Annotated in this window: 25 protein-coding genes; 10 read left to right on the plus strand and 15 right to left on the minus strand. The window is 35.7% G+C overall.

The window, feature by feature from the left end; all coding sequences use genetic code 11:
• The first annotated feature begins 24 nt into the window (after positions 1-24).
• Together C8D70_RS04515 and C8D70_RS04520 are read left to right on the plus strand one after the other, a co-directional pair.
• On the plus strand, positions 25-1,215 hold the full coding sequence (locus C8D70_RS04515) for an endonuclease (protein ID WP_076596011.1): 1,191 nt from the start codon (positions 25-27) through the stop codon (positions 1,213-1,215).
• Positions 1,216-1,265: 50 nt separating this feature from the next.
• Positions 1,266-1,685 carry a DUF6146 family protein gene (locus C8D70_RS04520; RefSeq protein WP_110366508.1) on the plus strand — a complete coding sequence of 140 codons (420 nt, stop codon included), beginning with the start codon at positions 1,266-1,268 and terminating at the stop codon, positions 1,683-1,685.
• A 70-nt stretch (positions 1,686-1,755) separates the two neighbouring features.
• Here the strand turns inward: C8D70_RS04520 and C8D70_RS04525 are convergent, their stop codons facing one another.
• Both C8D70_RS04525 and rho read right to left on the minus strand, forming a co-directional pair.
• On the minus strand, positions 1,756-2,352 hold the full coding sequence (locus C8D70_RS04525) for a superoxide dismutase (protein ID WP_076596015.1): 597 nt from the start codon (positions 2,350-2,352) through the stop codon (positions 1,756-1,758).
• A gap of 194 nt (positions 2,353-2,546) precedes the next feature.
• Positions 2,547-4,373, minus strand: a complete 1,827-nt coding sequence (gene rho / locus C8D70_RS04530) for a transcription termination factor Rho (RefSeq protein ID WP_110366509.1) — start codon at positions 4,371-4,373, stop codon at positions 2,547-2,549.
• Between the two features lie 144 nt (positions 4,374-4,517).
• Here rho and C8D70_RS04535 point away from each other — a divergent pair, with 144 nt between their 5' ends.
• The 4 genes from C8D70_RS04535 (at position 4,518) to C8D70_RS04550 (ending at position 8,410) form a co-directional block, all read left to right on the plus strand.
• Positions 4,518-4,907: a DUF4293 family protein gene (locus C8D70_RS04535; protein WP_110366510.1), complete on the plus strand. Its 390-nt coding sequence runs from the start codon at positions 4,518-4,520 to the stop codon at positions 4,905-4,907.
• Between the two features lie 146 nt (positions 4,908-5,053).
• Positions 5,054-5,974 carry a M28 family peptidase gene (locus C8D70_RS04540; RefSeq protein WP_110366511.1) on the plus strand — a complete coding sequence of 307 codons (921 nt, stop codon included), beginning with the start codon at positions 5,054-5,056 and terminating at the stop codon, positions 5,972-5,974.
• Between the two features lie 231 nt (positions 5,975-6,205).
• Complete coding sequence (locus C8D70_RS04545; protein ID WP_110366512.1) at positions 6,206-8,044, plus strand: ABC transporter ATP-binding protein; 1,839 nt, start codon at positions 6,206-6,208, stop codon at positions 8,042-8,044.
• Positions 8,045-8,062: 18 nt separating this feature from the next.
• Positions 8,063-8,410: a DUF1801 domain-containing protein gene (locus tag C8D70_RS04550; protein ID WP_076596020.1), complete on the plus strand. Its 348-nt coding sequence runs from the start codon at positions 8,063-8,065 to the stop codon at positions 8,408-8,410.
• Between the two features lie 50 nt (positions 8,411-8,460).
• Here the strand turns inward: C8D70_RS04550 and C8D70_RS04555 are convergent, their stop codons facing one another.
• From C8D70_RS04555 to rsfS, 9 genes are all read right to left on the minus strand, one after another.
• Complete coding sequence (locus C8D70_RS04555; protein ID WP_076596021.1) at positions 8,461-10,245, minus strand: hypothetical protein; 1,785 nt, start codon at positions 10,243-10,245, stop codon at positions 8,461-8,463.
• Positions 10,246-10,610: 365 nt separating this feature from the next.
• The gene (locus tag C8D70_RS04560; protein ID WP_076596022.1) at positions 10,611-10,931 is read right to left on the minus strand and encodes a transposase; all 321 of its coding nucleotides are present in this window, start codon (positions 10,929-10,931) and stop codon (positions 10,611-10,613) included.
• Position 10,932: 1 nt separating this feature from the next.
• Positions 10,933-11,346 carry a transposase gene (locus tag C8D70_RS04565; RefSeq protein WP_076596023.1) on the minus strand — a complete coding sequence of 138 codons (414 nt, stop codon included), beginning with the start codon at positions 11,344-11,346 and terminating at the stop codon, positions 10,933-10,935.
• A 97-nt stretch (positions 11,347-11,443) separates the two neighbouring features.
• Positions 11,444-12,436, minus strand: coding sequence for a helix-turn-helix transcriptional regulator (locus C8D70_RS04570; RefSeq protein WP_110366514.1), 993 nt, complete (start codon positions 12,434-12,436; stop codon positions 11,444-11,446).
• 434 nt (positions 12,437-12,870) lie between these two features.
• Positions 12,871-13,527 carry a phosphatidylserine decarboxylase family protein gene (locus C8D70_RS04575; protein WP_076596024.1) on the minus strand — a complete coding sequence of 219 codons (657 nt, stop codon included), beginning with the start codon at positions 13,525-13,527 and terminating at the stop codon, positions 12,871-12,873.
• 4 nt (positions 13,528-13,531) lie between these two features.
• Positions 13,532-14,404 carry a phosphatidate cytidylyltransferase gene (locus tag C8D70_RS04580; protein WP_110366515.1) on the minus strand — a complete coding sequence of 291 codons (873 nt, stop codon included), beginning with the start codon at positions 14,402-14,404 and terminating at the stop codon, positions 13,532-13,534.
• A gap of 24 nt (positions 14,405-14,428) precedes the next feature.
• A complete protein-coding gene (locus C8D70_RS04585; RefSeq protein ID WP_110366516.1) occupies positions 14,429-15,010 on the minus strand; it encodes an LUD domain-containing protein in 582 nt (193 codons plus the stop codon).
• A 137-nt stretch (positions 15,011-15,147) separates the two neighbouring features.
• The gene (gene ftsH / locus C8D70_RS04590; protein WP_110366517.1) at positions 15,148-17,169 is read right to left on the minus strand and encodes an ATP-dependent zinc metalloprotease FtsH; all 2,022 of its coding nucleotides are present in this window, start codon (positions 17,167-17,169) and stop codon (positions 15,148-15,150) included.
• Between the two features lie 21 nt (positions 17,170-17,190).
• Positions 17,191-17,556, minus strand: coding sequence for a ribosome silencing factor (rsfS, locus tag C8D70_RS04595; protein WP_047376360.1), 366 nt, complete (start codon positions 17,554-17,556; stop codon positions 17,191-17,193).
• Positions 17,557-17,643: 87 nt separating this feature from the next.
• Here rsfS and C8D70_RS04600 point away from each other — a divergent pair, with 87 nt between their 5' ends.
• Positions 17,644-18,357, plus strand: a complete 714-nt coding sequence (locus tag C8D70_RS04600; protein ID WP_110366518.1) for a biotin--[acetyl-CoA-carboxylase] ligase — start codon at positions 17,644-17,646, stop codon at positions 18,355-18,357.
• Here the strand turns inward: C8D70_RS04600 and C8D70_RS04605 are convergent.
• The 4 genes from C8D70_RS04605 to C8D70_RS04620 form a co-directional block, all read right to left on the minus strand.
• Positions 18,351-19,463, minus strand: a complete 1,113-nt coding sequence (locus tag C8D70_RS04605; protein WP_076596029.1) for an LptF/LptG family permease — start codon at positions 19,461-19,463, stop codon at positions 18,351-18,353. The two genes, C8D70_RS04600 and C8D70_RS04605, sit on opposite strands and share 7 nt — an antisense overlap.
• A 6-nt stretch (positions 19,464-19,469) precedes the next feature.
• On the minus strand, positions 19,470-20,600 hold the full coding sequence (gene tgt, locus C8D70_RS04610; RefSeq protein ID WP_110366519.1) for a tRNA guanosine(34) transglycosylase Tgt: 1,131 nt from the start codon (positions 20,598-20,600) through the stop codon (positions 19,470-19,472).
• 67 nt (positions 20,601-20,667) lie between these two features.
• Positions 20,668-21,036 (minus strand): DUF4296 domain-containing protein, encoded by a 369-nt coding sequence (locus C8D70_RS04615; RefSeq protein ID WP_228407978.1) that lies wholly within the window; start codon positions 21,034-21,036, stop codon positions 20,668-20,670.
• 5 nt (positions 21,037-21,041) lie between these two features.
• Positions 21,042-21,758 carry a polyprenol monophosphomannose synthase gene (locus C8D70_RS04620; RefSeq protein WP_076596031.1) on the minus strand — a complete coding sequence of 239 codons (717 nt, stop codon included), beginning with the start codon at positions 21,756-21,758 and terminating at the stop codon, positions 21,042-21,044.
• Positions 21,759-22,000: 242 nt separating this feature from the next.
• Between C8D70_RS04620 and C8D70_RS04625 the strand changes: the two genes are divergently transcribed.
• The 3 genes from C8D70_RS04625 to C8D70_RS04635 all read left to right on the plus strand — a co-directional run bounded on the left by C8D70_RS04625 (position 22,001) and on the right by C8D70_RS04635 (position 24,519).
• Positions 22,001-22,669 (plus strand): DUF4271 domain-containing protein, encoded by a 669-nt coding sequence (locus tag C8D70_RS04625; RefSeq protein ID WP_110366521.1) that lies wholly within the window; start codon positions 22,001-22,003, stop codon positions 22,667-22,669.
• 12 nt (positions 22,670-22,681) lie between these two features.
• Positions 22,682-23,422, plus strand: a complete 741-nt coding sequence (locus tag C8D70_RS04630; RefSeq protein ID WP_076596032.1) for a uroporphyrinogen-III synthase — start codon at positions 22,682-22,684, stop codon at positions 23,420-23,422.
• A gap of 365 nt (positions 23,423-23,787) precedes the next feature.
• Positions 23,788-24,519: a T9SS type A sorting domain-containing protein gene (locus tag C8D70_RS04635; protein WP_110366522.1), complete on the plus strand. Its 732-nt coding sequence runs from the start codon at positions 23,788-23,790 to the stop codon at positions 24,517-24,519.
• The last annotated feature ends 110 nt before the right edge of the window (positions 24,520-24,629 follow it).

The raw sequence follows: 24,629 nt of genomic DNA on the forward strand, positions 1-24,629 counted from the left end.
TAGAATAATAAAAACTCTAAAGAGATGAAGAGATTTTCGAGTTTGTTTGCCCTGTTTATTTCGATCGTGGCATTCTCACAACAACAAGGAAAACTGAGAAAAGTAGCAACCGTGGGTTTCTTAAATGTAGAAAACCTTTGGGATACTATTCGCTCAGCAGATTATATAGACGGAACCAAAGACATTAAAAATCCCGCTTTCCACAGAAGTATTCCTATAGATTCTATTAAGTTTCTGGAAGCTGAAAAATATGACGGGCCATGGAGTGACGGAGCTTTAATTGGCAAAAAAGTAGTTAGAGAACAAGGTGGTTCTGAAGAGTTTACTCCAAAAAGTGCAAAGAACTACGGAAGTAAAATTTATAAGGCAAAGCTGGCTAACGAAGCTAAGGTAATTTCTGAAATGGGAGCTCAATATACCAAAACAGCTCCCGCGGTAGTGGGTCTTATTGAAGTTGAAAACAGACAGGTGATTCAGGATCTTGTGAATGAGCCGGCTTTAAAGAAATATGATTACGGAATTATCCACTACAATTCTTATGATTACAGAGGAATTGATGTGGCGTTGATCTATCAGAAAAGAAGATTTACTCCTACCAATTCATTAAAAAAAGAACTGGTCATTTACGGTGATAGCGGAAGAAGAGAATATACAAGAGATATTCTTGTGGTAACAGGATTTTTAGATAATGAAAAAGTAGCATTTTTCATGAACCACTGGCCTTCAAGAAGAGGTGGTGAAGCAATTTCTTTACCTAAAAGAAATGCTGCCGCAGCGTTATTAAAAAAACAAATGGACAGTGTAAGAGCAGCAGATCCCACCACAAAGCTTTTTGCAATGGGCGACTTTAATGATGACCCTGTAAGCCCAAGTTTAAAAAACCATTTGAAAGCTCAGGCCAATCCAAAAGATTTAAGCGAGGAAACTCCTTATCTTAACCTGATGTATCCTTTATATAAGAAAGGGGTTGCTTCTTTGGCTTATCAGGACGCCCCGAACCTGTTTGACCAGATTATCGTTTCTAAAAACGTAATTTCAGATCAGGTAACTAAAGAATATTCTGTTTACAAAGCAGAAATCTTTGCCCCGCCTTACCTCGTTAATAAAGAAGGGAATTATAAAGGATATCCTTTCAGATCCTGGAATGGAGACCAGTTTACAGGAGGCTACAGTGATCACTTCCCGGCATTTGTAGTTCTTCAGAAAGAACCATAAAAAAGTTAGGCACTCTTATTGGAGTGCTTTTTTTATATAAATGTCACGTCATGAAAAATATTGTTTTATTAGTAATAATTGCCTTGATACCTTTAAGCTGTTTTTCTCAGGAAACTCCAAAGAAAAATAAGGAGCAACATGAAATGAAGCCCTCTAAAAATGAAGACGGAGAATGGGACCTTACCGTTATCGATACCCAATTTGACTATTTTCTGAGTGCTGTTGCAAAACCCATCAGCCAGTATTCAGAATCTTATCTGAAAACAAAAAATACGTTTTTGGTGAATGAATGGAATGGTTATTATAATTCCGGCAGATACAGAAATATTATAGAATCCGGAATAGATTATGATCCTAAGGAAAATTACGGAATCAGGTTTGAATATAAATTATATCAGGTTTTTGTCTATGTAAACTGGAAGTATAAGCTAAGATTGAATGGATTATCCGGAAGCGATGCGATAAGGTAAATTTAAATAATACTCAATAAAAAAGGTTCAGAGTAATTCTGAACCTTTTCATTTTTATAATAGCTGAAAATTATTTATTGAATAATTCCTCTACTTTATCCCAGTTTACTACATCGAAAAATGCAGAAACATAGTCAGGTCTTCTGTTTTGGTAGTTCAGATAGTAAGCGTGCTCCCAAACGTCTAATCCTAAAACCGGAGTTCCTTTAACGTCTGCTACAGGCATTAATGGGTTATCCTGGTTAGGGGTAGAAGAAACAGATACAGAACCGTCAGTATTTTTTACTAACCAGGCCCATCCTGAACCGAATCTTGTTTTAGCAGCCTCAGAAAAATCAGTTTTGAATTTATCAAAACCTCCGTAATTTTCGATAGCAGCCTTTACATTTCCTACAGGCTCTTTGCTTCCACCGGGAGTTAAAATTTCCCAGAATAAAGAGTGGTTAAAGTGACCTCCTCCGTTATTTCTTACTGCTGGCTTGTCAGTTCCTGTCTGGCAGATTTCTTCAATAGTTTTTCCTGCTAGTTCAGTTCCTTCAACTGCTTTATTTAAATTGTCAATATATGCCTGGTGGTGTTTTGTATGGTGGATTTCCATAGTTCTTGCATCGATCGTTGGTTCCAATGCATCGTATGCATATCCTAGTTTTGGTAATTCAAATGACATAATCTTTATTTTTAATGTTATTATTCAAAATTAGCCAATATTTAAGGTATTATCAAGGATTGTGGATTACTTTAATAAATCTTTAACATTGATATATTGATTTAGAATGAATTAAGTTTTAATTTTTTTATCATATTAATAAAAAGCACGAACCCAATGATCCGTGCTTTCTATTTAACAATATTAAATTAAATTTATTTATTCATAGACATCAGGAATTCCTCATTATTGAGAGTTCCTTTGATGTTTTTATTTACAAATTCCATTGCTTCTACAGGATTCATTTCAGAAAGATATTTTCTGAAGATCCACATTCTCTGGGAAGTTACTTCATCCAGAAGCAGATCATCTCTACGTGTGCTGGAGGAAATAAGGTCAATAGCAGGATAAATTCTTCTGTTCGCAATTTTTCTGTCTAGCTGAAGCTCCATATTACCGGTACCTTTAAATTCTTCAAAGATAACTTCATCCATTTTAGATCCTGTATCAATTAATGCCGTTGCAATGATGGTAAGAGATCCTCCTCCTTCAATTTTTCTTGCCGCTCCGAAAAATCTTTTCGGCTTGTGAAGAGCATTGGCATCTACCCCACCGGAAAGTACTTTACCAGATGCAGGCGTTACGGTGTTGTAAGCTCTTGCTAGTCTTGTAATAGAGTCCAGTAAAATCACTACATCATGTCCGCATTCTACCATTCTTTGTGCTTTTGCAAGAACAAGGTTGGCTACTTTTACATGTTTTTCTGCTGCTTCATCGAATGTAGAGGCAATTACTTCTGCATTTACGCTTCTTTCCATATCAGTAACTTCTTCCGGACGCTCATCAATCAGAAGAACCATCATATAAACTTCCGGGTGGTTTGCCGCAATAGAATTAGCAATATCTTTAAGCAACATCGTTTTACCGGTTTTAGGCTGTGCAACAATCATTGCTCTCTGACCTTTTCCGATAGGTGCAAATAAATCTACAATTCTGGTAGAAATGGTAGAATTACTTCCTGCCAAATTGAATTTCTCTTCCGGGAAAAGGGGAGTAAGATATTCAAAAGCAACACGGTCTTTGATAAATGCAAGGTCACGTCCGTTAACTTCTGTTGGCTTTAGCAATGAAAAGTATTTCTCCCCTTCTTTTGGAAGTCTTACAATTCCTTTCACGGTATCTCCGGTTTTTAACCCGTAATTCCTGATCTGAGCTGTAGATACATACACATCATCAGGAGAAGATATATAACTGAAATCTGAAGAACGTAAAAACCCGTAGTTATCCGGTAAGATCTCCAAAACCCCTTCAATACTTACCAATCCATCGAAATTGAATTCTTTTTTATGGTCGTGCTGCTCCTCTCCTTTTTCAGAATTTCTGTTTTGATTCTGATTTTGGTTTTGATGCTGCTGGTGCTGTTGGTTTTGATTTTTATGTTGGTTTCCACTGTTCTGTGGATGGTTGTGTCCTTTTGGAGGTCTGCTAGCCTGCTGTTGTTGTTGAGGGTTGTTAGGCTTTTCTTCAGCCTGAACAGGCTCTTGAGGTTCTGTGTTTTTTGGAGCTTCAACTCTTTCCTGAGATACTTCTGCGTTAGCTGTATTGGTAGAAACTCTTTTTCTTTTCTTTTTTGCCTGAGCGCTTGCTGGTGATTCTTCTGTTGCTACAGCGGTTTCAGCTTTGGGTTCTTCCGGTTTTATTTCTTCAGAAACAGGTATCTTTTCTTCTGTTATTTCCTCTGTTTTAGTTTCTACCGGAGCTTTTGCAATTGCTTTTGGCCTGGCTGCTGTTTTTTTCGGGGCAGCTTTTTTTGCCGGGGCTTTGGCAGGTTTCTCTGCTGGAGCCTCTTCAGTATTTACACTGGCGGTTTCTGTGGCGTTGAAATAATCTTTTGCAACTTTAGGGTTAGAAGCCTGAAAGTCAAGAATAGCAAAGATCTTGTCATTTTCATTGCTGGTTCTTGCAACTTTAACGCCCAAATCTTTTAAGATTTTAGTCAGTTCCGTTACGGATTTTGACCTTAACGTTTCTATGTTAAACATATTTAATGTAAAAATGTAATTAATTGTGAGTAAGAAAAGTAAGTCCGGCGACTTTGGTTTTCAAGTACATTGTATAATGCAAATCTACACTTATTTTTGAATTGTGCAAAATTTATATTATTTTTGCCAAGAATTTAATATTCAATGCTACAGAGAATACAAACCATATGGACCTTATTAGCAGTTTTAGCTGCAGTTTTCCTTTTTATAACAGGACAGGATGTTGTCATTTCAGACAGTATTCCTTTACTTAATATAGGCTGTATAGTACTTGTTATCACCGGAGCATTAAGTATTTTCAGTTTCAAAAACAGAAAAAGACAAATTTTGCTGAATACCATCAGCATCATTATAAACGCTTTGTTGATTGGTGTATTGGCGTACTGGTTACTAAACTTATCCGGAGGAATTCAAATTCCTGAGAAGGGTATTGAGCCGATTTTCCCATTGATTGCGGTAATCTGTCTGCTTATAGCAAACGTTTACATCCGTAAAGATGAGAGGCTCGTAAAATCTGTAGACAGACTTCGATAGCCTTACAACGATTTTTTGAGTGAGAACAGCTTCTTTTTAGGAGCTGTTTTTTTATTTTGTCATCCCATTCTTAATTTAAATTATGTAAATTCATTGCAACTTTTTGATTAAAAACACGACATATCATATAATTTTAACAAAAGACAATGAAAAAGCTAACCTATCTTACTTTATCACTATTCTCCATATTTACCTTTGGACAGGAGGTTTCCAAAGAAAGAGTAAAAACAGTTCTTTCCACTCTCGCTTCAGATGAAATGAAAGGCCGTGAAATCGGGACTCAGGAAAATGAAAATGCTGCCAACTATATCGCTAAACTTTTCAAAGAAAATAATCTGGAATACTGTACCGGAACATCTTATCTGGTTCCTTTTGACTACAACGGAAAGACGGTATACAATGTTTGCGGAATCAAAAAAGGAAAATCAGGTCAGTATCTTGGTTTTTCAGGGCATTTTGATCATATCGGAACCAGTGATAAAAGCGGAGACAATATTTATAACGGAGCAGATGATGATGCCAGCGGAATCACTACTCTGGTAGGTATTGCCGATTATTTTAAAAACAAAAAACCGGAATTCTCCATGGTATTTATAGCATTCAATGGAGAGGAAAAAGGAATGCTGGGCTCACGAGCTATTTCCACAGATAAAAATCTGGATCATATTTATAATAAGATGATAGTTCTTTTCAATTTCGAAATGGTAGCTACAGAATCTCAATGGGGGAAAAACGCATTATATATGACAGGAGACGGATTCTCAGATCTTGACGAGCTTTTCAATAAAAATGCAGTAAACGGATTAAAAATTAATGCCGATCCTTATGCGAAACAGCAGTTGTTCTACCGTTCAGACAATGTGAGTTTTGTAAAAAAGAAAATCATTGCCCATTCATTTTCTACCGTTGATATGACAAAAGCATCTCATTACCACCATGAAAATGATGATGTCAATATTGTAGACTTCGATAACATGACACAGATCATCAATAACTTTGGAAAAACACTGGATCAACTGGGTCCTAAAAATTTTGCTCCGAAGTACAATGACCAGGTTAAATTGTAAGTGAAATCATAAAAAATTGCTGTTGCAGCAGTTTTTTTTACTAAATAGCAATACCTTTTTATCTCCTGTTCTTAAGCCATGTTAAGGTTTATTTATTCAAAAAATAAAGCCGAATAGCGCTGGGTTGTAACAAAAAGATACTTTTTGGAACTTATCCAATAAAGTAAAACAGGATTAAGAACGTCTTATCTTGTAATTTTACGTAATTTTGCTATCCAATTTTTTCATTGAATGAACGAGTATAAAAAAATCTTAAAGTTCGCGAGACAGCATCAGAAATATATCTACGGCAGTTTATTTTTCAATATCCTGTACTCTGTATTTCAGATTGCTTCCTTAGGGACTATTCTACCGGTTTTGGGAATGCTTTTTGGCACCATAAAACCCGAGAAATATAAAACTGCACCTGTTTATTCCGGTGATCTTATTGACTTTTTCTCTTTTGCAAAAGATTATTCCAATTATTTTATTCAGTCATTAGTTTCTGAATATGGCTCTCTAAAAGTACTTGCCTGGCTATGCATTATCACAGCATTTATGTTCCTCTTAAGAAATATTTTCAGGTATTTAGGCTCACTTTTATTGATCAACTACCGTGTAGGTGTTACTAAAGATTTACGGGGAGCTATGTACAGGAAAATATTGACTTTACCCGTTTCTTTTTTTACAGAAAGCCGAAAAGGAGATATGATGTCCCGTATGTCTAATGACGTAGGAGAAGTGGAAGGAAATATTCTGGGAAGCTTAGTTGAATTAATCAACGCGCCTTTTATGTTGATCAGCACTTTGATTTCTTTATTTATTGTGAGTCCGGAAATGACACTTTTCTCATTATTGGTATTGCCTGTAATGGGAACAATGATCGCTTTGATTGGAAAAAGTCTAAAAAAAGACTCCCATGAAGCACAACATGAGCTGGGAACCATCTTTTCTATCGTAGACGAAACACTAAAATCTTCAAAGGTTATTAAAATATTTAATGCTGAAAAGATCATGGATAACCGCTTCATGCAGTCCATGAACAGATGGATTTCTAGCTCAATGAGTTTGGGAAAAAAGAAAGAATTAGCATCGCCAATGAGTGAATTTCTAGGTTCTATTACCTTTTTAATCATTGCATGGTATGGAGGAAAACAGATTATTGTAGACCAAAGTTTATCGCCTGCAGGGTTTTTGGTATTCTTGGGAATGTTTTTCCAAATCTTACCACCGGCCAAAAGCTTATCTACATCCATTTCCAATGTACAGAAAGGAGAAGCTTCATTGAAAAGAGTATTGGAAATTCTTGATGCAGACGTAAAAATTGATGAAATACCCAATCCTGTTTCGATCTCAACATTAAATCATTCCATCGAATTTAATAATATTGGCTTTTACTACGATAAAGATCATACCATTCTTAAAAACTTCTCACTTTCTATCCCTAAAGGGAAAACAGTTGCTCTTGTTGGGCAAAGTGGAAGCGGTAAAACAACTATTGCCAATCTTTTAGCCAGATTCTATGATGTTTCGGAAGGAGAAATTCTGATTGACGGAACCGATATCAAGCATTTAAAATTACAGGAATACCGTAAGCTATTGGGAATGGTAACCCAGGAATCTGTATTGTTCAATGATTCCGTTTATAATAATATTCTGATGGGTAAACCTGATGCTACCAGAGAAGAAGTAATTGCTGCAGCAAAAATTGCCAATGCAGACTCATTTATTACAAGGCTTCCTGAAGGTTATGATTCCAATATCGGAGATGACGGTGGTAAACTTTCCGGAGGTCAGAAACAAAGAGTTTCTATTGCCAGAGCGGTATTAAAAAACCCGCCAATCATGATTCTGGATGAAGCAACCTCTGCGCTGGACACGGAATCTGAAAGATTCGTACAGGATGCACTGGAGAAAATGATGGAAAACAGAACGTCTTTAGTCATTGCCCACCGCCTTTCAACCATTCAGAAAGCAGACTGGATTGTAGTGATGGAAAAAGGAGATATTGTGGAACAGGGAACCCACCACGATCTGATCGCAAAAAGAGGAATGTATCACAAACTTGTTGAACTTCAAAACTTCGACTAACCTTTTAACTGAATTAAAATGAACCCTATACAAGAGTATTTCTACAGAATCCAAGAACCTGAAAGAAGTACTCTTTTATTTTTGCGTGATACCATCTTAGCTTCAGATCCGGAAAATATTACAGAAACATTCAGTTTCGGACTTCCGTTTATCAAATACAAAAAGAAAATGCTGTGCTACTTTTATTACAGCAAAAAATATCAAAAGCATTATCTGAGCTTTTATCATGGTGACAGACTTGATTATCCTGAATTGATACAGGATGGCAGAAAGAAGTTTAAAATCCTTCTTATCGATATGGATAAGGATATCCCTGTGGAATTAATATTAAACATGATACAGGACGTTAAAAAACATATAAAATAAAAAACTCCGGCACGAATAATCGTGCCGGAGTCATCTTTAAAAAACTTTTATCATTGTGTGTTTATTCCATTGAATTCTGCCTGTTTGATTGCCCAAGCCACTACATTAGCGAAAATAATTGAGTTCTGTACAGCCATACTTCCTAACGTATTTCCGTTACCTGCAAAACCATAAGCAGTTTTTGCTACCGGAAAATTACTGGTATTTGTAGCAAATGGATAAGCCGTATTACTTGCAATTGTTCCATTGGCGTTGAAGTTACTCAAAAATCCACCATCGCCTACATAGAAGAGATTTAAATTCTTATGCTTAAACATAGTTGTTCCTGCGAATACACTCGTAGAGTTTATAGCACTAGCCCCGCTATATGAAGTAATAAAAGATTCAGAGACTCCGTCTAATGCGGATGTTGCACTCGCATCTTCACCCCAGTTTTTACCTCTTACATCACCAAACGGACCATTAAGAATCTCATCATTGATATTGATCATCTGATATACAGCTCCTCCACTGTTTCTTCCCGTAGCATTAATCTGAGGACTTGCAAATATACTTCTCATCAAAGCCTGAATAGAAGCATTTTCTTCCAGCTGGGCAATTACTACTCCTCCTTTATTAAGATAGTCCACAATAGCGGTTCTTTCTGCTGCGTTTGGAGAATAAGGATACCCCATGATAACAATATCAGGTTTGTTATTAAGAGCCGCAATAGCAGGCGCTCCATCTGCGGGTGCAAGGTGAGTAAATCCTTCAAATTTAACCACACTAGTTGCTAATGTTCCGAAATTAGCAGCAGCATCCATTAAATTTCTGGAGGCATCTTCTTCTGCACTGTAACCATGATCTCCAGTACCACCAAGATGTACAACTGTTTTTACAGGGATAACTACAATTACATTTACTGTACAAGTGGTAGATACGCCTCCCTGGCTATCGGAAGTAATAGTAATTGTCTTCACTGATGTAGAAGTTGGAGTTCCTGTTCCGCTTAATGTAATATTCTGATTTCCTGTAGAGGTAAATGTCCCTGATCCGCTGAAAGAAATTCCGTCAACGGTATTGGTTGTAACCGTGTAACTTCCCAATGCCGAAACATTTACAGGTAATGTAATTGTATTGGACGCTGTAAGTGCTGTTCCCACTTTATACACGCCATTTACGGTTGCACTTCCACAGCTCATGGTATAAGATCCGGCCGGGCTTAGTACTGCAATAGAAATTGCTGGTGTACAATTAACTGCTGCCCCATTGGCTTCAAGTGTTATATTATCCGTCTGCACATTCTGAGGAGTTCCCTGCCCCGGAATCTGTATTGTTTGTACGCCTGTATTAAGGAAAACACCTGTTCCATAAAAGTTATATCCATTCGGTGTAGTTCCTGTAATTGTATAATTTCCTAATTTAGTTACATTTACAGCAATACTCAGGTAATTTGAACTGGTAAGTTCTTTTCCTTTAACATAGCTTCCCATTGCTTTGGAAGAAGAGCAATCTACTGTAAAAACAGCTTTCCCCATCTGTCCGCAGACACTTTTCCACTCATTATCAGCAAGACTCCAGTAATTAATACAGTCTTCTGTTGTATTATAAATTGTCAAGCCATCATCTTGAGCATTGTTGATTACAATAGCATTTCTTTGTGCTTCAGTAAGTCTAGGGATAAGAACCCCTTTGTTGTTATTACTAGAAACAACATCCAATACAGAATTGGCATTAGGTGTTGTAGTATTAATCCCTACTGCACCATTGGTGCTTTGAGAATAATATTCTCCAAAAGTAAAGAGAAGTGCAATTAAAATGCACTTGATCGAGGGCGATTTAAATTTTGTACTCATCATATTAAGTTATAATTGTTTAATGGTTAATTATTTTAACTAAAATTATAAAACTTTTCGCAAAATAACAACAACATTTGCTTAATATCATGATTTTAGCTACGCAATACTACTCATGCGTAGCTAAACTCATAAACAACCGACGAATTATAACACATATTAAATAATAATTAAACTTAAGTGATTTTATAAAAAAGAAAAATGATTATGAACATTAAAAAAATAATCAAAACATTAAGAGCATTAAAACATGCACCGATTTAAGCATAAAAACAGAACAATGTCTTATGTTTTAGGTTTTTCATAAAGACCTTAAATAGTAAATAGTCTTTGATAACGTAAAAGTTCATGGCAAAAACACCTTTTTATTCATTAAAAATAGTTTTCCATTTGGAAATAGTATTTCTACTTATCTTAAACAGTCTGCTCAGCTGGAGATTATTAAGTCCGTTCTGTTTCTGATATTTCAGAATTTTCAATATAGATTTTTCGTCATATGAACGAAGTCTTTGATTATTAAATCCAACCGCATATTCAGGCTCTCCAAAAACCAGCTGATTAAACTTGAGAACATCAAAAGCCGAATTCAATGTTTTAAGCTTAAGCCTGATTGTAGCGTCTATTAACTTTTCCGGGAACTTTTCCTCGAGAATATCAGTATAAATCTGTTTGTAATCCGGAGTCATATTATATTTTTTTCATCCATTTGTATAAAGTAGTTTTAGGTATTTTATACCTTTCCACAGCATCGCTGACAGTCATTGTTCCGGTTTTTATTTTTTCCAGAATAAAATCCTTAACCTCTTGCGTATAAATGCTTTTTCTGAAAATCAGGGTATTTTCCTTTTTTCTGAATGCATTATCAATTCTGGACTGCGGAGAATACAAAATAAGATGCCCGGTATAAAATCTAAAGAAATCAAACTTTAAAAGCTTGCACCATTTCAGAAGGATATCGGTATCCATACTTTTTGTATGGTACATTTTTTCTATATCTTCTTCCGTTTGCTCGAAAAATCTGCAGATTCTTTCTATAGAAATCTGATGCTCTTCTACTTTGGACCTGATCAGATCCCCAATATTAATGTCCTTAATATTCATCACAATATTTTTAAGTAAAAATATTGACAAGAGAAGCAAACATCACCAAGAAAAACTACTCAAAACTACGTATAAGTAATAAAAAACAGGATTCTGTTTAAATTTTTATAAGAAAGCTGTTGATATTGATCTCCGAGGAAATATTCAGTTTTTTCCGGATTCTGTATTTTTTACTTTCTACGGCGCGAATACTGTTATTGGTACACTGTGCTATTTTCTTAGTATCAAAGTCCAGCTTCATCAAAGCACAAAAATACAACTCAGAATGAATGAGATTAGGATTGATCGTTAAAAGATCTGGAATAAAATGAGGAAAAAACACCTGAAACTTTTCAAAAAACATAGGCGAATTGTTTTCTGCCAACATTAAAATTTCCCTGATATTTTCTTCCGAAAGATGATTGATAAGCATTTGATGCTTCATCAGCTCTGCATTCGTTTTTACAAGATCTTTGATGGTAGAATCTTTCTCATTTTTATCTGTAATTAAGCCATGGATCAACTGATCTTTCTGGGTTATAAAAACGATATCCACCAGAAAAGAGGCAACAGAAAACAAAATATTCAGCAATTTTATGGTCTTAAAATCCTCTTTTTCTATAAATCTGCTTTTAGGAAGAAAATCAAAATCAAAGTAAAGGCAAGCAATAAAGTTAATGCTGATAATAAAAGTAATAAAAAAAATTGCAAAAGCATCTTTTTTATAGTTCAGAAAGAATGGAACGGCAAACAAAAGACAAAAATAGAAATACTCTACTCCTGCATTTTTATAGGTATAGATATTAAAAAAGTTCACTATAAAAGTAAGTAAAACGAATATTCCGATTATGGAGGTTTTCAAAATCTTTCTAAAACGTTTCGTTTTTCCTTTTATAGCAATCAGAAACAGCCAGAAAAAGGTAATGACAGTAAGGAATATGGAGATCAGCATATCTCCGAAAAAAGTAATAATAAAAATAGAATAAAACAGGAATATGAAAAACAATAAAAGCAAATACCGGTTAATAAGATGAAGATAATTACTTTCAAAATCATCATCCATGTTCTCAGCTTCGTCGTTGATCACCTTAAATAAAAATTTATAAATCATCTTGATGTTTTTTATGTTTTCACAAGCTTAAGTTGGCATTTGTACTCCTGAAGGCATAAATTTCCCAATATTAACAGCTTTTTATGCAAAAAAAACTACAAATGAAATTTACTAGTCTTTTTCAGCATTAAAAGAATATGATTAAGGTGTTTTTTCTAGCTACAATTTACTAAAAATTGATATTAAAATTATCAAATGAAATATCATTTTTGAAAACAAATTAATAAGCATTTACCTCATATCACTTAAAAAGCATGAGCTTGTGTTTTTTGAGCATGCAAAATTATTAATCACAATGGAAAAGCACCCATCTTACAATACGCAATATTACTCATGCGTAATTTAAACTTAATACACTTAAATGTGGTTTCGTATTACTAAATAAAAAAGAGAGCTGTATAAGCTCTCTTTTCATTCTATATGCGATAAGAATATTAATTTTCTTTCAGTTTGGCGATAACATCCTCACCACCTTTTGTAATATCTCCGATTTTACAGATAATCTCAGTATCCAAAGGCAGGAATACATCCATTCTGGAACCGAATTTGATAAATCCGAATTCATGTCCGGCTTTTGCCTTATCTCCTTCATTACAGTAGAAAACGATTCGTCTTGCAACATAACCTGCAATCTGTCTGAAGACTACTTTATGATCAGTCATCGTCTGAATAGCTACCGTAGTTCTTTCGTTCTCCGTAGAAGACTTTTCATGCCATGCTACAAGATACTTTCCAGGGTGGTATTTTTTGTAAATAACATCTCCCGAAACCGGATATCTACAAATGTGAACATTGAGAGGAGACATAAAAATAGAAACCTGGATAGCTTTTCCTTTGATAAACTCATCCTCTTCCACTTCTTTGATCATTACCACTTTTCCGTCCACCGGAGCAATTACGTTTTCTTTGTGATCAAGAATATTACGATCAGGAACTCTGAAGAACCAGAAAACTAAACCGTAAATAACCAATAAAGGCATAATGATCACCAGTGACCATATTTTAAGGAAATAGATTGCGAGAGCACCCAGTATAATAAAAAGCAGGGTTGCAACGGTAATCGTTCCTTTTGATTCTCTATGTAATTTCATGAGACTAAATAAATTTTTCTAAAATAAAGTACAAATATACGACAGGAACGCAGATAATAAAACTATCAAGTCTGTCTAAAACTCCTCCATGTCCAGGAATAATGTTTCCACTGTCCTTTACACCGAAATTTCTCTTCAATTGACTCTCCACCAAATCGCCTAATGGCGCAAAGGCAGCCACTAAAAATCCTACGACCATCCAGTTCCCCCTCAACTCCGGCTGATAATGCTCAATAAAGTAGGATAAAACCAGTGTTAACACTACACCTCCCGCATATCCTTCCCATGTTTTTTTAGGAGATATTTTAGGGGCCATTTTATGTTTGCCGAAGAACTTCCCTACCAGGTAAGCAAAGGTATCGCTACTCCAGATCAGAATGAACAGAAACAGAACCTCCAAAGAGAAACTATCACTATAGCTGGAGAACTTTGGCAGCCCTAATGCAAAACTAAATGGCAGTGCTACGTAGATAACAGTAAAAATAAGCTTCCCGCTGTCGAAGTATAATTCGTTAGGATATTTGAATAAAGTAACTACAGCAATACCAATAAGTGACAGTGCCAGTATTTCACTGAGCCTGAAATCAAAAAAGAAATCGTGATTAAAATATCTTTTGGAAAACATGTAGAAAATAAAAATGACCAATGGATATACGACCCATTTTTCATAGCCGTTTCCAAACTTCATGATTTTAACACATTCCCAGGTTCCTACAATCAGCAGCAGACTCATCAATCCATGATAAAGATACTGTTGCTTGATAAGACCCGGTACAATATTGTTCAGCAGCTGTGCTCCCAGCGGAGTAGAACAAAGAATAATGATAGCTACATAAACGATACCTGATATGGTTCTTTGAATGAGATTTTTGTCCAAAATTTAAAATTTAGAAATGGTTGCTTAATCTTCAAGCAGCAATAAAAACAGTTTTGTACTGGAATTGGAAGAACTGTCCATTTTTGATTGGCTTCCGCTAATGGAAGTAAGGTTCTTGATATTTCCGTTCCTTTTTATTTTCCCCATAGCATCATTCAGGTTGTTTACAATCTGAGAAACATTGGCAATGATGATAATTCTATCGGGAAGCCTTGAAGAATGATAATGAAGAATATTATTATGTGAAAGCATAATTCTGCCATCATAGGCGATCAGGTATTCACAGGTGATGAATGCGGCGTCATTAGACGGCTGAAGTTCTGAAGTGTAGGTAGACTTCACAACATTCAAAAAGTTCTGAAGTTCTTTATCCCAACAGAAAAGGTTTTGAATACCTTCTATTTTGACAATCTGATTTAAAGTTTGTAGAGCTTCCGCTTCATCTGCACAATAATTAAAAAATCCCCCGGAATGCGTAAATAATTGCGCAAACTTATAGTCAAGATCCGCATTTTTCAGCGAATCCCCAAGCTTCTCCAGGCTCTGTTTATCCTCTTCTTCAGGCTGGTTGGTAAGTTTGCTTACAATCCTCTTGAATAAATTCAACTTAATCTATTTTTAGTCAACTTTATACAAAAATAGAAAATAAATTACAATAGTGTCCAAAATATCTCCTTAAATATGAAAAAACCTGACAATTTTACAGTTGTCAGGTTTTTATGAATTATATTTTTTTAAGAATCTTAAAGCTGTGTCGGGCTTTCCGGAGCCTGAATTTCGCTTTCTTCTTCTTTTTCTTTGATCTGAGGTGTTTCCACTACTACCGGCTCATCTTTTTCAGGAATAGTATTGGTTACAGGCTTCTCTGTCAATTCTGGATCCCATGCTCTTTTTCCGAATATTTCTTCTAAGTCTTCACGGAAGATCACTTCTTTTTCTAACAGTTTATTAGCCAAAGCATCAAGTTTATCTTTATTTTCTTCAAGAATTCTTACCGCTCTTTCATACTGATTTTCGATAATCAATTTGATCTCAGCATCAATTTTGGTAGCCGTTTCTTCGGAATATGGTTTTCCGAAATTGTATTCAGACTGGCCAGAACTGTCATAGTAAGAAATATTACCGATATTCGGGCTTAAACCGTAGATTGTAACCATTGCCTGAGCTCTCTTTGTTACTGTTTCCAGATCAGAAAGTGCTCCTGTAGAAATATTATTGAAGATCACCTGCTCTGCTGCTCTACCTCCTAATGTTGCACACATTTCGTCCAACATCTGTTCAGTAGTGGTAAGCTGTCTTTCTTCCGGAAGATACCATGCTGCTCCTAAAGAACGTCCTCTTGGAACAATCGTTACTTTTAAAAGTGGAGATGCATGTTCTACCAGCCAAGAGATTGTAGCGTGACCTGCTTCATGATAAGCAACTCTTCTCTTTTCAGATGGTTTGATTGCCATGTTTTTCTTTTCAAGTCCACCGATAATTCTGTCAACCGCATCCAGGAAATCCTGTTTTGTAACAGAAGTATGGTTATATCTGGCCGCAATAAGCGCAGCTTCGTTACAAACATTAGCAATATCTGCCCCGCTGAATCCAGGAGTTTGTTTTGCTAAGAAATCTCTATCAACATTATCGTCAAGCTTGATCTTTTTCAAGTGAACATCAAAGATCTGTCTTCTTTCGTGAAGCTCCGGAAGGTCTACATAGATAGAACGGTCAAAACGTCCTGCTCTCATCAAAGCTTTATCCAGGATATCTGCTCTGTTGGTTGCAGCCATTACAATTACATTCACATCTGTTCCGAAACCGTCCATTTCAGTAAGAAGCTGGTTCAGGGTATTTTCTCTTTCGTCGTTTCCGCCGGAGAAATTATTTTTTCCTCTTGCACGTCCGATGGCATCAATCTCATCAATGAAGATAATTGCCGGAGATTTTGCTTTTGCCTGAGCAAAAAGGTCTCTTACTCTTGAAGCACCTACTCCTACAAACATTTCAACGAAATCTGAACCTGAAAGTGAGAAGAACGGAACTTTAGCTTCACCAGCAACGGCTTTTGCCAATAATGTTTTACCTGTTCCCGGAGGCCCTACCAAAAGAACACCTTTAGGAATTTTACCTCCAAGTTTTGTATATTTTTCGGAGTTCTTCAAGAAATCTACAACTTCCTGAACTTCTTCTTTGGCTCCTTCCAATCCTGCAACATCTTTAAATGTTACCTGAATTCTTTCTTTTTCGTCGAAAAGCTTTGCTTTGGATTTTCCGATTGAGAAGATCTGTCCGCCAGGACCTCCGCCTCCACCCATCTTTCTGAAAAGAAGGAAGTAGAATAATCCAAGAATAGAAATCCAAACCAGCGCAGGAACCAAGATGTCCATTAGAGCGCTTTTGCCTGTTCCGTAATCTTTAGTTGTTTTAATAGCCGGATTGCTGGCTTTGACCTGCTCAAATTTCTGAAGGAAAAGTTGAAGGTCTCCGTATTTCACAGAAAAATCTGCTTTAGGAGCCATTTCGAAAGCAGAAAGAGGATTGTTTTCTTTTCCTGCTTTGGAAACCATTGCCGTTTTCGCTTCTTTGGTTAGGAAAACATCAGCTTTCTCTATGTCTTTGTATATAATTATATTCTGGACTTTTCCCGCCTGCATTTCTCTAAAGAAACCATCTTCATCAATAGATTTTGCTGCATCACCTCCAAGGAAATTGGAACCAAAGAATAGCAAAAGAGCTACGATTGCAATAGGAAAGAACCAGTTGAATCCTTTATTATTCATTTAGACTTTTTAAAATTTTTATTATTCATTTTCAATTTTGGTAATGACTGCGTCACCCCAAAGCTCTTCTATGTCGTAGTACTCTCGTACCTGTTTTTGGAATATATGAACCACCACTGAAACGTAATCCACCAATACCCACATTGCATTTTCAGTACCTTCTACGTGCCAAGGTCTGTCCTGTAGTTCGTTTCTTACTTTCTTCTCTACACTTCCTGCCAATGCAGCTACCTGTGTATTTGAGTTTCCGCTGCATATCACGAACGTTTCTGCTACGGAGTTTTCGATGTTGGAAAGATCAAAGATCATAATGTCTTCCCCTTTGACATCCTGGATAGCTTCAACGATTTTATCTATTAACGCTTGTTTTTCTGCTGTTTTATTCATTAAAAAAATACTATAATCTGCAAATTTATTGTTTTTTCTTTACTTTAACCTTACTTTTACCCTCTTAATCTCTTAAAGTTTTCTTAAATGAGTCAACTCTTCTATCTGAAAGAATGTTCTTCTACTAATGACGAAATATCAAAGTTTTTACTTTACGGAGATTCAAATTTTATAGGGCTTCATACTTTTAATCAAACAAAAGGCCGTGGTCAGTATGGAAATGTCTGGACTCAGACTGCCGGAAAAAACCTGGCTTATACGCTGGCAGTGAATACTCAGAACATCCTGTGCTCCGACTTTATGTTCAATTATTATACCGCAATGGTGATCCGTGATTTTCTTGCCAATTTGTCTGACTCTGAGGTAAAAATCAAATGGCCGAATGATATTATCCTTAAAGGTAAAAAAATCGTTGGAATTTTAATAGAAAAGAAAAAAATTAATCAGAATAATTATTTCATCATCGGAGCAGGCATCAATATTCTGCAGGAAAATTTTGATGAAATATCCAATGCAGGATCACTCCTGACACAGACAGGACTCCAATTTGACCTGGAAGAGCTTGCTTTAAACCTTCATGAATATTTGTCCGGAAAACTGAAAAACATGCCTTCCGATCAGGAAATTCTGGATGGATTCAATAAAAGACTTTTCAGAAAAGATCAGATATCGGTCTTTGAAATTGAAAAAGAACGACAAAATGGCATCATCCGATATGCAGACGAAAAGGGCGAACTCTGGATTGAACTGGAAGACGGAATGCATTCCTTTTATCACAAAGAAGTAAAACTTCTTTATTGATTGGCTCTTTTGATATAAAGATAAAGGGTAAGCGGTAAAAATACCATATTAGGCAGCCACATGGCTACTGCTGGAGACAGGCTTTTATTTTCTGAAACCACTTTTAAGGCTTCGAATGAAAACACAAAAATAAAGGCCAATGAAATCCCTATTGCAAGGTTAATTCCCAACCCTCCTCTTTTCTTTTGTGATGACAGGGAAAGCGCCAGAAATGTCAGAATAATGATCGAAACGGGCATTGAAGTTCTTTGGTGAAGTTCATTCAGGTAAGAATTCAGGTTACTGTTTCCTCTTGCTTTTTCTCTTTCAATAAATTTCAGAAGTTCCGGTGTGGTTTTATTCTGTCCCAAAAGCTCATTAGGGAAAAGTTCTTCCGGCGAATGGCCGTAGTTCTTCCTTAATTCTATCCCGTTTCCGAGTTTTTCGGTATTGTCTTTATTGATTGTTTTTTCCAGATAGTTATTTAAAACAAACTGCTTTTTTTCTTTATCCCAATATACTTCGCTTGCTTTCAGCTCATAGATCATTTTTCTGTCTTTATCATATTTCTGATAGACAAAACTTGATCCTCTTTTTTCTCTTTTATTCCATGAATCAACGAAAATATATTCCGTTTTACTCAGCTGTGAAGAAGCCGGAGCTGTTCCTAAAATCTTTTCTTTATTAGCTGCATTATAAGTATATGCTTCCAACTCATTTTTCTTGATATTGGCCCACGGCAGCACCATATGGTATACCACAAGGGCAATCAATCCAATAAAAACAGATGTAAATAGGTAAGGCTTGGAAAACCTGTGAAAACTGGCTCCACTACTTATAATAGCAACAATCTCAGTATTATTTGCCATTCTGGAGGTAAAATAAATTACTGAAATAAACACCAAAATAGACAAGAATGTTACCACAAGATTGATGATCCAGAAGGGATAAAAATGGATAAGGAAATACGTAAGATCCAGTTTCGGATCAATAGCCTTGGCGTTTTCTATCCTTGGAATCTTCTGCTGAACATCAATGACCAGTACAACTATAGACAATAACACCAACATGAAACTGAAAGTTCCAAGGTATTTTTTAATGATATATCTGTCTACAATTTTAAGCATATTCTTTTACAGTCTTTGTCTAAGAATCGGTACTACAGCGTTTTTCCATTCGTAAAAATCTCCTGCCATAATATGTTCTCTGGCTACCTTTACCAAATCCAGGTAGAATGCGAGATTATGAATCGAAGCGATCTGTTTTGCCAGATATTCTTTAGATACAAACAGGTGGCGAAGATACGCTTTTGAATATTCACGGTCTACAAAACTGGTTCCAAATTCATCCAAAGGCGAAAAATCGCGCTTCCATTTTTCATTTTTAAGGTTCATTACCCCTTGCCATGTGAAAAGCATTGCATTTCTTGCATTTCTTGTTGGCATCACGCAATCCATCATATCAATTCCTAATCCGATAGACTCAAGGATATTCCAGGGAGTTCCTACTCCCATCAGGTATCTTGGTTTTTCTTTCGGAAGGATATCTGTCACTTCGTCAGTGATTCTGTACATTTCTTCTTCGGGCTCTCCAACGGAAAGTCCTCCGATAGCATTTCCTTCTGCTCCTGCTTCAGAAATCACTTCAGCAGAAATTTTTCTAAGATCAGAATAGGTAGATCCCTGAACAATCGGGAAAAGCCTTTGTTTATGTCCGTATAATTCAGGATTATCATTTGTCCATTCAATACATCTTTTCAGCCAGCGGTGGGTAAGCTCCATAGATGATTTTGCTTGGTTGTAATCACATGGATAAGGAGTACATTCATCGAAAGCCATGAAAATATCGGCTCCAATCTGTCTTTGAATCTCCATTGATCTTTCAGGAGAGAACATATGATAGCTTCCATCGATGTGGGATTTGAATCTCGCACCTTCTTCTGTCATTTTTCTGTTACTTGCCAGCGAAAATACCTGAAAACCACCTGAATCGGTAAGAATAGGAAGATCCCAGTTCATGAATTTGTGCAAACCACCTGCATCCTGCATCGTTTCCATACCCGGACGAAGGTATAAATGATAAGTATTTCCCAGAATAATCTGAGCTTTAATGTCTTCTTTTAATTCTCTCTGATGAACTGTTTTTACACTGGCTACAGTTCCCACAGGCATAAAAATAGGAGTTTGAATCTTCCCGTGATCTGTGGTAATTTCCCCTGCTCTTGCTTTTCCTTCAGAGGTTTTTTCTATATTAAAAAATTTCATCTCTATACTTTTTTAAATGCACTGTTGTTTTCAGTGATTTTTGTGAAACAGAAACTCTCAGGCTAATTTACCTTACTACAGGTATTACAGCACCATTTTGTTTCAGTTTCTCCTTTACATATTTATCTGCTTTGGGATCTTTTTTCAGCAATATTTCCTGCGCATCATTGGTGATCCCCTCCATTTCTTCTTTAATCACATAGTATTTGAAACTATTTACAAAATCATCAGGCTTTACTTTATGTGATTTCAAAACAGCTCTTGTCCCTGCTTCCATATTTTTGTCAGGATATACAAAGATAGCCTGATCGTTGATCGCAAGATCGGCAATAATTTCTGCCATTATATCTTTATCGATTAGATTTTTAGGCTTATCAATATAATCGCCGCACGAAAACAGGCCCAACAAAACGAAAATAAAGATTAACTTTTTCATCAGTTTCATAATCTGTTGATGATTGATTTCCATTTTAAGTTCAGCACTCCGAAAACTGCTTCATGGATAATTCCTCCATTCATTTTGCTTTCTCCTAAAATTCTGTTGGTAAATATAATAGGAACTTCTACAATTCTGAAACCTTTTTTAAAAGCTCTGAATTTCATTTCTATCTGAAACCCGTATCCTTTCAGTTTCACGTTATCCAACCCTATTTCTTCCAATACTTTTCTTGAAAAACATACAAATCCTGCAGTGGTATCATGAATTGGAAGTCCCAATACAAACCTTACATATTTGGATGCAAAATAAGAAAGCAGCACTCTTCCCATAGGCCAGTTCACTACATTTACTCCTTTTGAGTAACGGGAACCTATTGCCATATCTGCATTTCTGCATGCTTCAAAAAGCTTCGGCAGATCGTTAGGGTTGTGTGAAAAATCGGCATCCATCTCAAAAATATAATCGTATCTATTTTCAATGGCCCATTTAAACCCATGGATATATGCCTTTCCCAATCCGTCTTTTACATGCCTTATGGACAGATGCAGATAATGCGGATGTTTCTTCTGCAGTTCTTTTACAATTTCTGCAGTTCCATCAGGAGAAGAATCATCTACTACTAAGATATGAAAGTCGTCCTCCAATGCAAAAACAGCGGAAATAATATATTCAATATTTTCCTTTTCGTTATAGGTTGGGATGATGACGAGTTTTTTCATTTCAGTTTGCAAAGATAGTTTATTTAACCTTTTTATTTTATACAAAATAATCTATAATTTTGCAAAAATATTTCTCGGGGATTAAGCGGATGAAACAGAAACTTTTATTCAACAGATCTGAACAAACGTAAAATCGATGAGAGCAAATATTTTAACTGCAGATTCACGGATCTGGGTGACAGGAAAATCTGTGCCGGGCTTTGTTATCTGAAGTTAAATAATAAATAAAAAAAACTTAAATTTTGCCATCATCACAACACTTCATCAATCACGTAAGAATACCTGAAAATAATGATTGGGTAATCTTTATCCTTGTGGGCTGTATATTTTTATATGTTTTTATGATGAACGTCATAGAGAGAGATGCCAGCCTTAAAGATTTTTTGCTTCAGAAATATTTTGATGCAAGCAACAACCTTCCCAGCTGGATCATCACGTCCTGTGTAACTACACTTACCCTGTCTGTATTAATTTCACAGTACGTTCCTATAGTACCGAAATATATTGCAGATCTTCAGCTTCTGGGGTATCAGCTTAATAAATTTGGATATACATTGCTGGCAGTGCTGCTTTTTTATTTAATAAAGTCAACATTAGGATTTTTATTTTACCAAAGTATTGGGGATGGAAAAAAGTGGACTATCTTTTATTTTACTTCCACAAAGTTTTATTTCATTCTTTCATTTTTGCTAATAATTCTTTGTGTAGCTCATTATTACTTTCCGATAGACAGAAATAAAATGTTTCTATATTATTTCTGCTTTTTCGCTTTTGTATTCATTTTCAAAGTTTTTTTCTATTTATTTCACAAGAACAAGATTCTTCCCGAGAAATGGTATTATAAATTTTTGTATATTTGCACCCTCCAAATTGCACCATTATTATTGCTTTGGAAGCTGTTATTTTTTTAATAAATGTCAATGATGAGAATAAAGTCTATATTGGTTTCTCAACCAGCGCCTAGTGAGTCTTCTCCATATCTGGATATAGCGAAGAAGGAAAAAATAAAGATTGATTTCCGTCCATTTATCCACGTCGAAGGGGTTGACAATAAAGAGCTCAGAACACAGAAAATAGATCTGACGCAGTATACCGGTATTATTTTTACCAGTAAAAATGCGATTGACCATTACTTCAGACTAGCAGAGGAATTGCGTTTTGCCGTTCCTGATACAATGAGATACATCTGCCAGTCGGAAGCAATTGCCAACTACCTTCAAAAGCATATTGTGTACAGAAAGAGAAAAATCAGCTTTGGGGAGAAAAACTTCTCAGACCTGCTTCCTCTTTTCAAAAAGTTTCCTACTGAAAAATATCTGTTGCCATCTTCAGATGTTTTGAGTCCGGATATTGTAAAAACCATGGACGCATCTAATGTAGAGTGGACAAGAGCAATTATGTATCGTACCGTATGCAGTGACCTTACCGATATCAATGTCAAAGATTATGACATGCTGATTTTCTTCAGTCCGCAGGGAATCAAATCTCTGCAACAGAATTTCCCTGATTTCAAGCAGGATGAAACCAAGATTGGAGTTTTTGGAAACACAACTCTGGCAGCTGCAGAAGAAGCTGGATTAAAAGTAGATTTAATGGCTCCTACGAAGGAAACTCCTTCTATGACGATGGCCCTTGAAAAGTATATTAAAGCTCTTCACAAATAGGCTTACTATAAAAATTCAAATCCGCCTTTTTCTTTGAAAAAGGCGGATTTTTTTATTAAAAACAGAATGTTTGTTCATTTTTCAAAATGACCAGTATACTCCCACGCGAGCTGATCTCTAGCTCTTTTTTATCATTTTTTGGAGATATTTTACATTTAAAACCCCTTTTCGTCTCAATATTTTTTTCGCCTCTACAACTATTTGTGACTATTTACTTATATACAAAACTCAATTAAAAAAAAGCCATTAACCATTAACAACCAAACAGTTAAATACATTTAATTTATCACAAAGTTAATAGTAATTAAGTACATTAGATTCAGAAAAACAATTCAATTATTATTAATAACAAAAAAAACGTATGTATGAAAAAACTATTATTTGGTTTAGTCTTCCTGACCGCTACATTTGCCAATGCGCAGAACGATAATTGCTCAGGAGCAATATCACTGACTGTAGGAAACAATTTTACTTCCGGGGCAATTACCGTAGCCAACACAGCAGCAAACACGGACGGAGTTCTCCCATCTTGCAGCCCAGAAGCCGCAGAAAATATCTGGTTTAAAGTTACCGTTCCTCCAAGTGGAAATGTTACGATTGAAACAGCAGCAGCTTCTGGTTCTTTATTTGATGATTCTGTACTTACCGTTTACAGCGGAAACTGCAGCACCTTGACTGAAATTGACTGCAATGATGATAAAGACATTGATAATGAAGATTATTTCTCATTAATTTCTTTAAGCGGACAGGTCCCAGGCACTACGCTGTATATAAGTGTTTGGAAGTATTCTTCAGATACAGACAGTGGTCAGTTTAAGATCTCAGCATATGATAGCTCCAATTTATCAACGAATGAAGTTTATGACAACAAAAAAAGAATTCAGATATATCCAAATCCTTTCAGCAAAGAGCTTAGTATTGCTGATATCTCAGAAGTAAAAGGCATTTCTGTCACAGATACTTCGGGAAAAGAAGTCAAAAACATTGGAAAACTATCGAATCCTATTGATCTGAGTGACTTAGTAAAAGGAATATATTTCATTACCCTGAAAATGAATAACGGAACATTAAAAACTACTAAAATCATAAAAAAATAACCCCTTCCATTTAATATTACTAGAAAGGCTATCATAAATTTGATAGCCTTTCTTATATTTGAACAAGAATTAACATTGAATAAAACGTCTCTGGAAAAATTTCTAAAAAG

The organism is Chryseobacterium sp. CBTAP 102, from assembly GCF_003201365.1.
In the GTDB taxonomy this organism is placed as follows: domain Bacteria; phylum Bacteroidota; class Bacteroidia; order Flavobacteriales; family Weeksellaceae; genus Chryseobacterium; species Chryseobacterium candidae.

Excerpts from the sequence above, each read along its gene's own strand:
- rsfS (WP_047376360.1), bottom strand. The coding sequence starts at position 17,556 with ATGAATAAAACAGCAGAAAAACAAGCGTTAATAGATAAAATCGTTGAA.
- C8D70_RS04615 (WP_228407978.1), bottom strand. The coding sequence starts at position 21,036 with ATGAAAAAGTTAATCTTTATTTTCGTTTTGTTGGGCCTGTTTTCGTGC.
- rho (WP_110366509.1), bottom strand. The coding sequence starts at position 4,373 with ATGTTTAACATAGAAACGTTAAGGTCAAAATCCGTAACGGAACTGACT.
- C8D70_RS04515 (WP_076596011.1), top strand. The coding sequence starts at position 25 with ATGAAGAGATTTTCGAGTTTGTTTGCCCTGTTTATTTCGATCGTGGCA.
- C8D70_RS04570 (WP_110366514.1), bottom strand. The coding sequence starts at position 12,436 with ATGATTTATAAATTTTTATTTAAGGTGATCAACGACGAAGCTGAGAAC.
- C8D70_RS04635 (WP_110366522.1), top strand. The coding sequence starts at position 23,788 with ATGAAAAAACTATTATTTGGTTTAGTCTTCCTGACCGCTACATTTGCC.
- C8D70_RS04560 (WP_076596022.1), bottom strand. The coding sequence starts at position 10,931 with ATGACTCCGGATTACAAACAGATTTATACTGATATTCTCGAGGAAAAG.
- C8D70_RS04545 (WP_110366512.1), top strand. The coding sequence starts at position 6,206 with ATGAACGAGTATAAAAAAATCTTAAAGTTCGCGAGACAGCATCAGAAA.
- C8D70_RS04535 (WP_110366510.1), top strand. The coding sequence starts at position 4,518 with ATGCTACAGAGAATACAAACCATATGGACCTTATTAGCAGTTTTAGCT.
- C8D70_RS04540 (WP_110366511.1), top strand. The coding sequence starts at position 5,054 with ATGAAAAAGCTAACCTATCTTACTTTATCACTATTCTCCATATTTACC.
- C8D70_RS04565 (WP_076596023.1), bottom strand. The coding sequence starts at position 11,346 with ATGAATATTAAGGACATTAATATTGGGGATCTGATCAGGTCCAAAGTA.
- C8D70_RS04520 (WP_110366508.1), top strand. The coding sequence starts at position 1,266 with ATGAAAAATATTGTTTTATTAGTAATAATTGCCTTGATACCTTTAAGC.
- C8D70_RS04525 (WP_076596015.1), bottom strand. The coding sequence starts at position 2,352 with ATGTCATTTGAATTACCAAAACTAGGATATGCATACGATGCATTGGAA.
- C8D70_RS04605 (WP_076596029.1), bottom strand. The coding sequence starts at position 19,463 with ATGCTTAAAATTGTAGACAGATATATCATTAAAAAATACCTTGGAACT.
- C8D70_RS04555 (WP_076596021.1), bottom strand. The coding sequence starts at position 10,245 with ATGAGTACAAAATTTAAATCGCCCTCGATCAAGTGCATTTTAATTGCA.
- C8D70_RS04575 (WP_076596024.1), bottom strand. The coding sequence starts at position 13,527 with ATGAAATTACATAGAGAATCAAAAGGAACGATTACCGTTGCAACCCTG.
- tgt (WP_110366519.1), bottom strand. The coding sequence starts at position 20,600 with ATGAAATTTTTTAATATAGAAAAAACCTCTGAAGGAAAAGCAAGAGCA.
- C8D70_RS04550 (WP_076596020.1), top strand. The coding sequence starts at position 8,063 with ATGAACCCTATACAAGAGTATTTCTACAGAATCCAAGAACCTGAAAGA.
- C8D70_RS04600 (WP_110366518.1), top strand. The coding sequence starts at position 17,644 with ATGAGTCAACTCTTCTATCTGAAAGAATGTTCTTCTACTAATGACGAA.
- C8D70_RS04630 (WP_076596032.1), top strand. The coding sequence starts at position 22,682 with ATGAGAATAAAGTCTATATTGGTTTCTCAACCAGCGCCTAGTGAGTCT.
- C8D70_RS04620 (WP_076596031.1), bottom strand. The coding sequence starts at position 21,758 with ATGAAAAAACTCGTCATCATCCCAACCTATAACGAAAAGGAAAATATT.
- ftsH (WP_110366517.1), bottom strand. The coding sequence starts at position 17,169 with ATGAATAATAAAGGATTCAACTGGTTCTTTCCTATTGCAATCGTAGCT.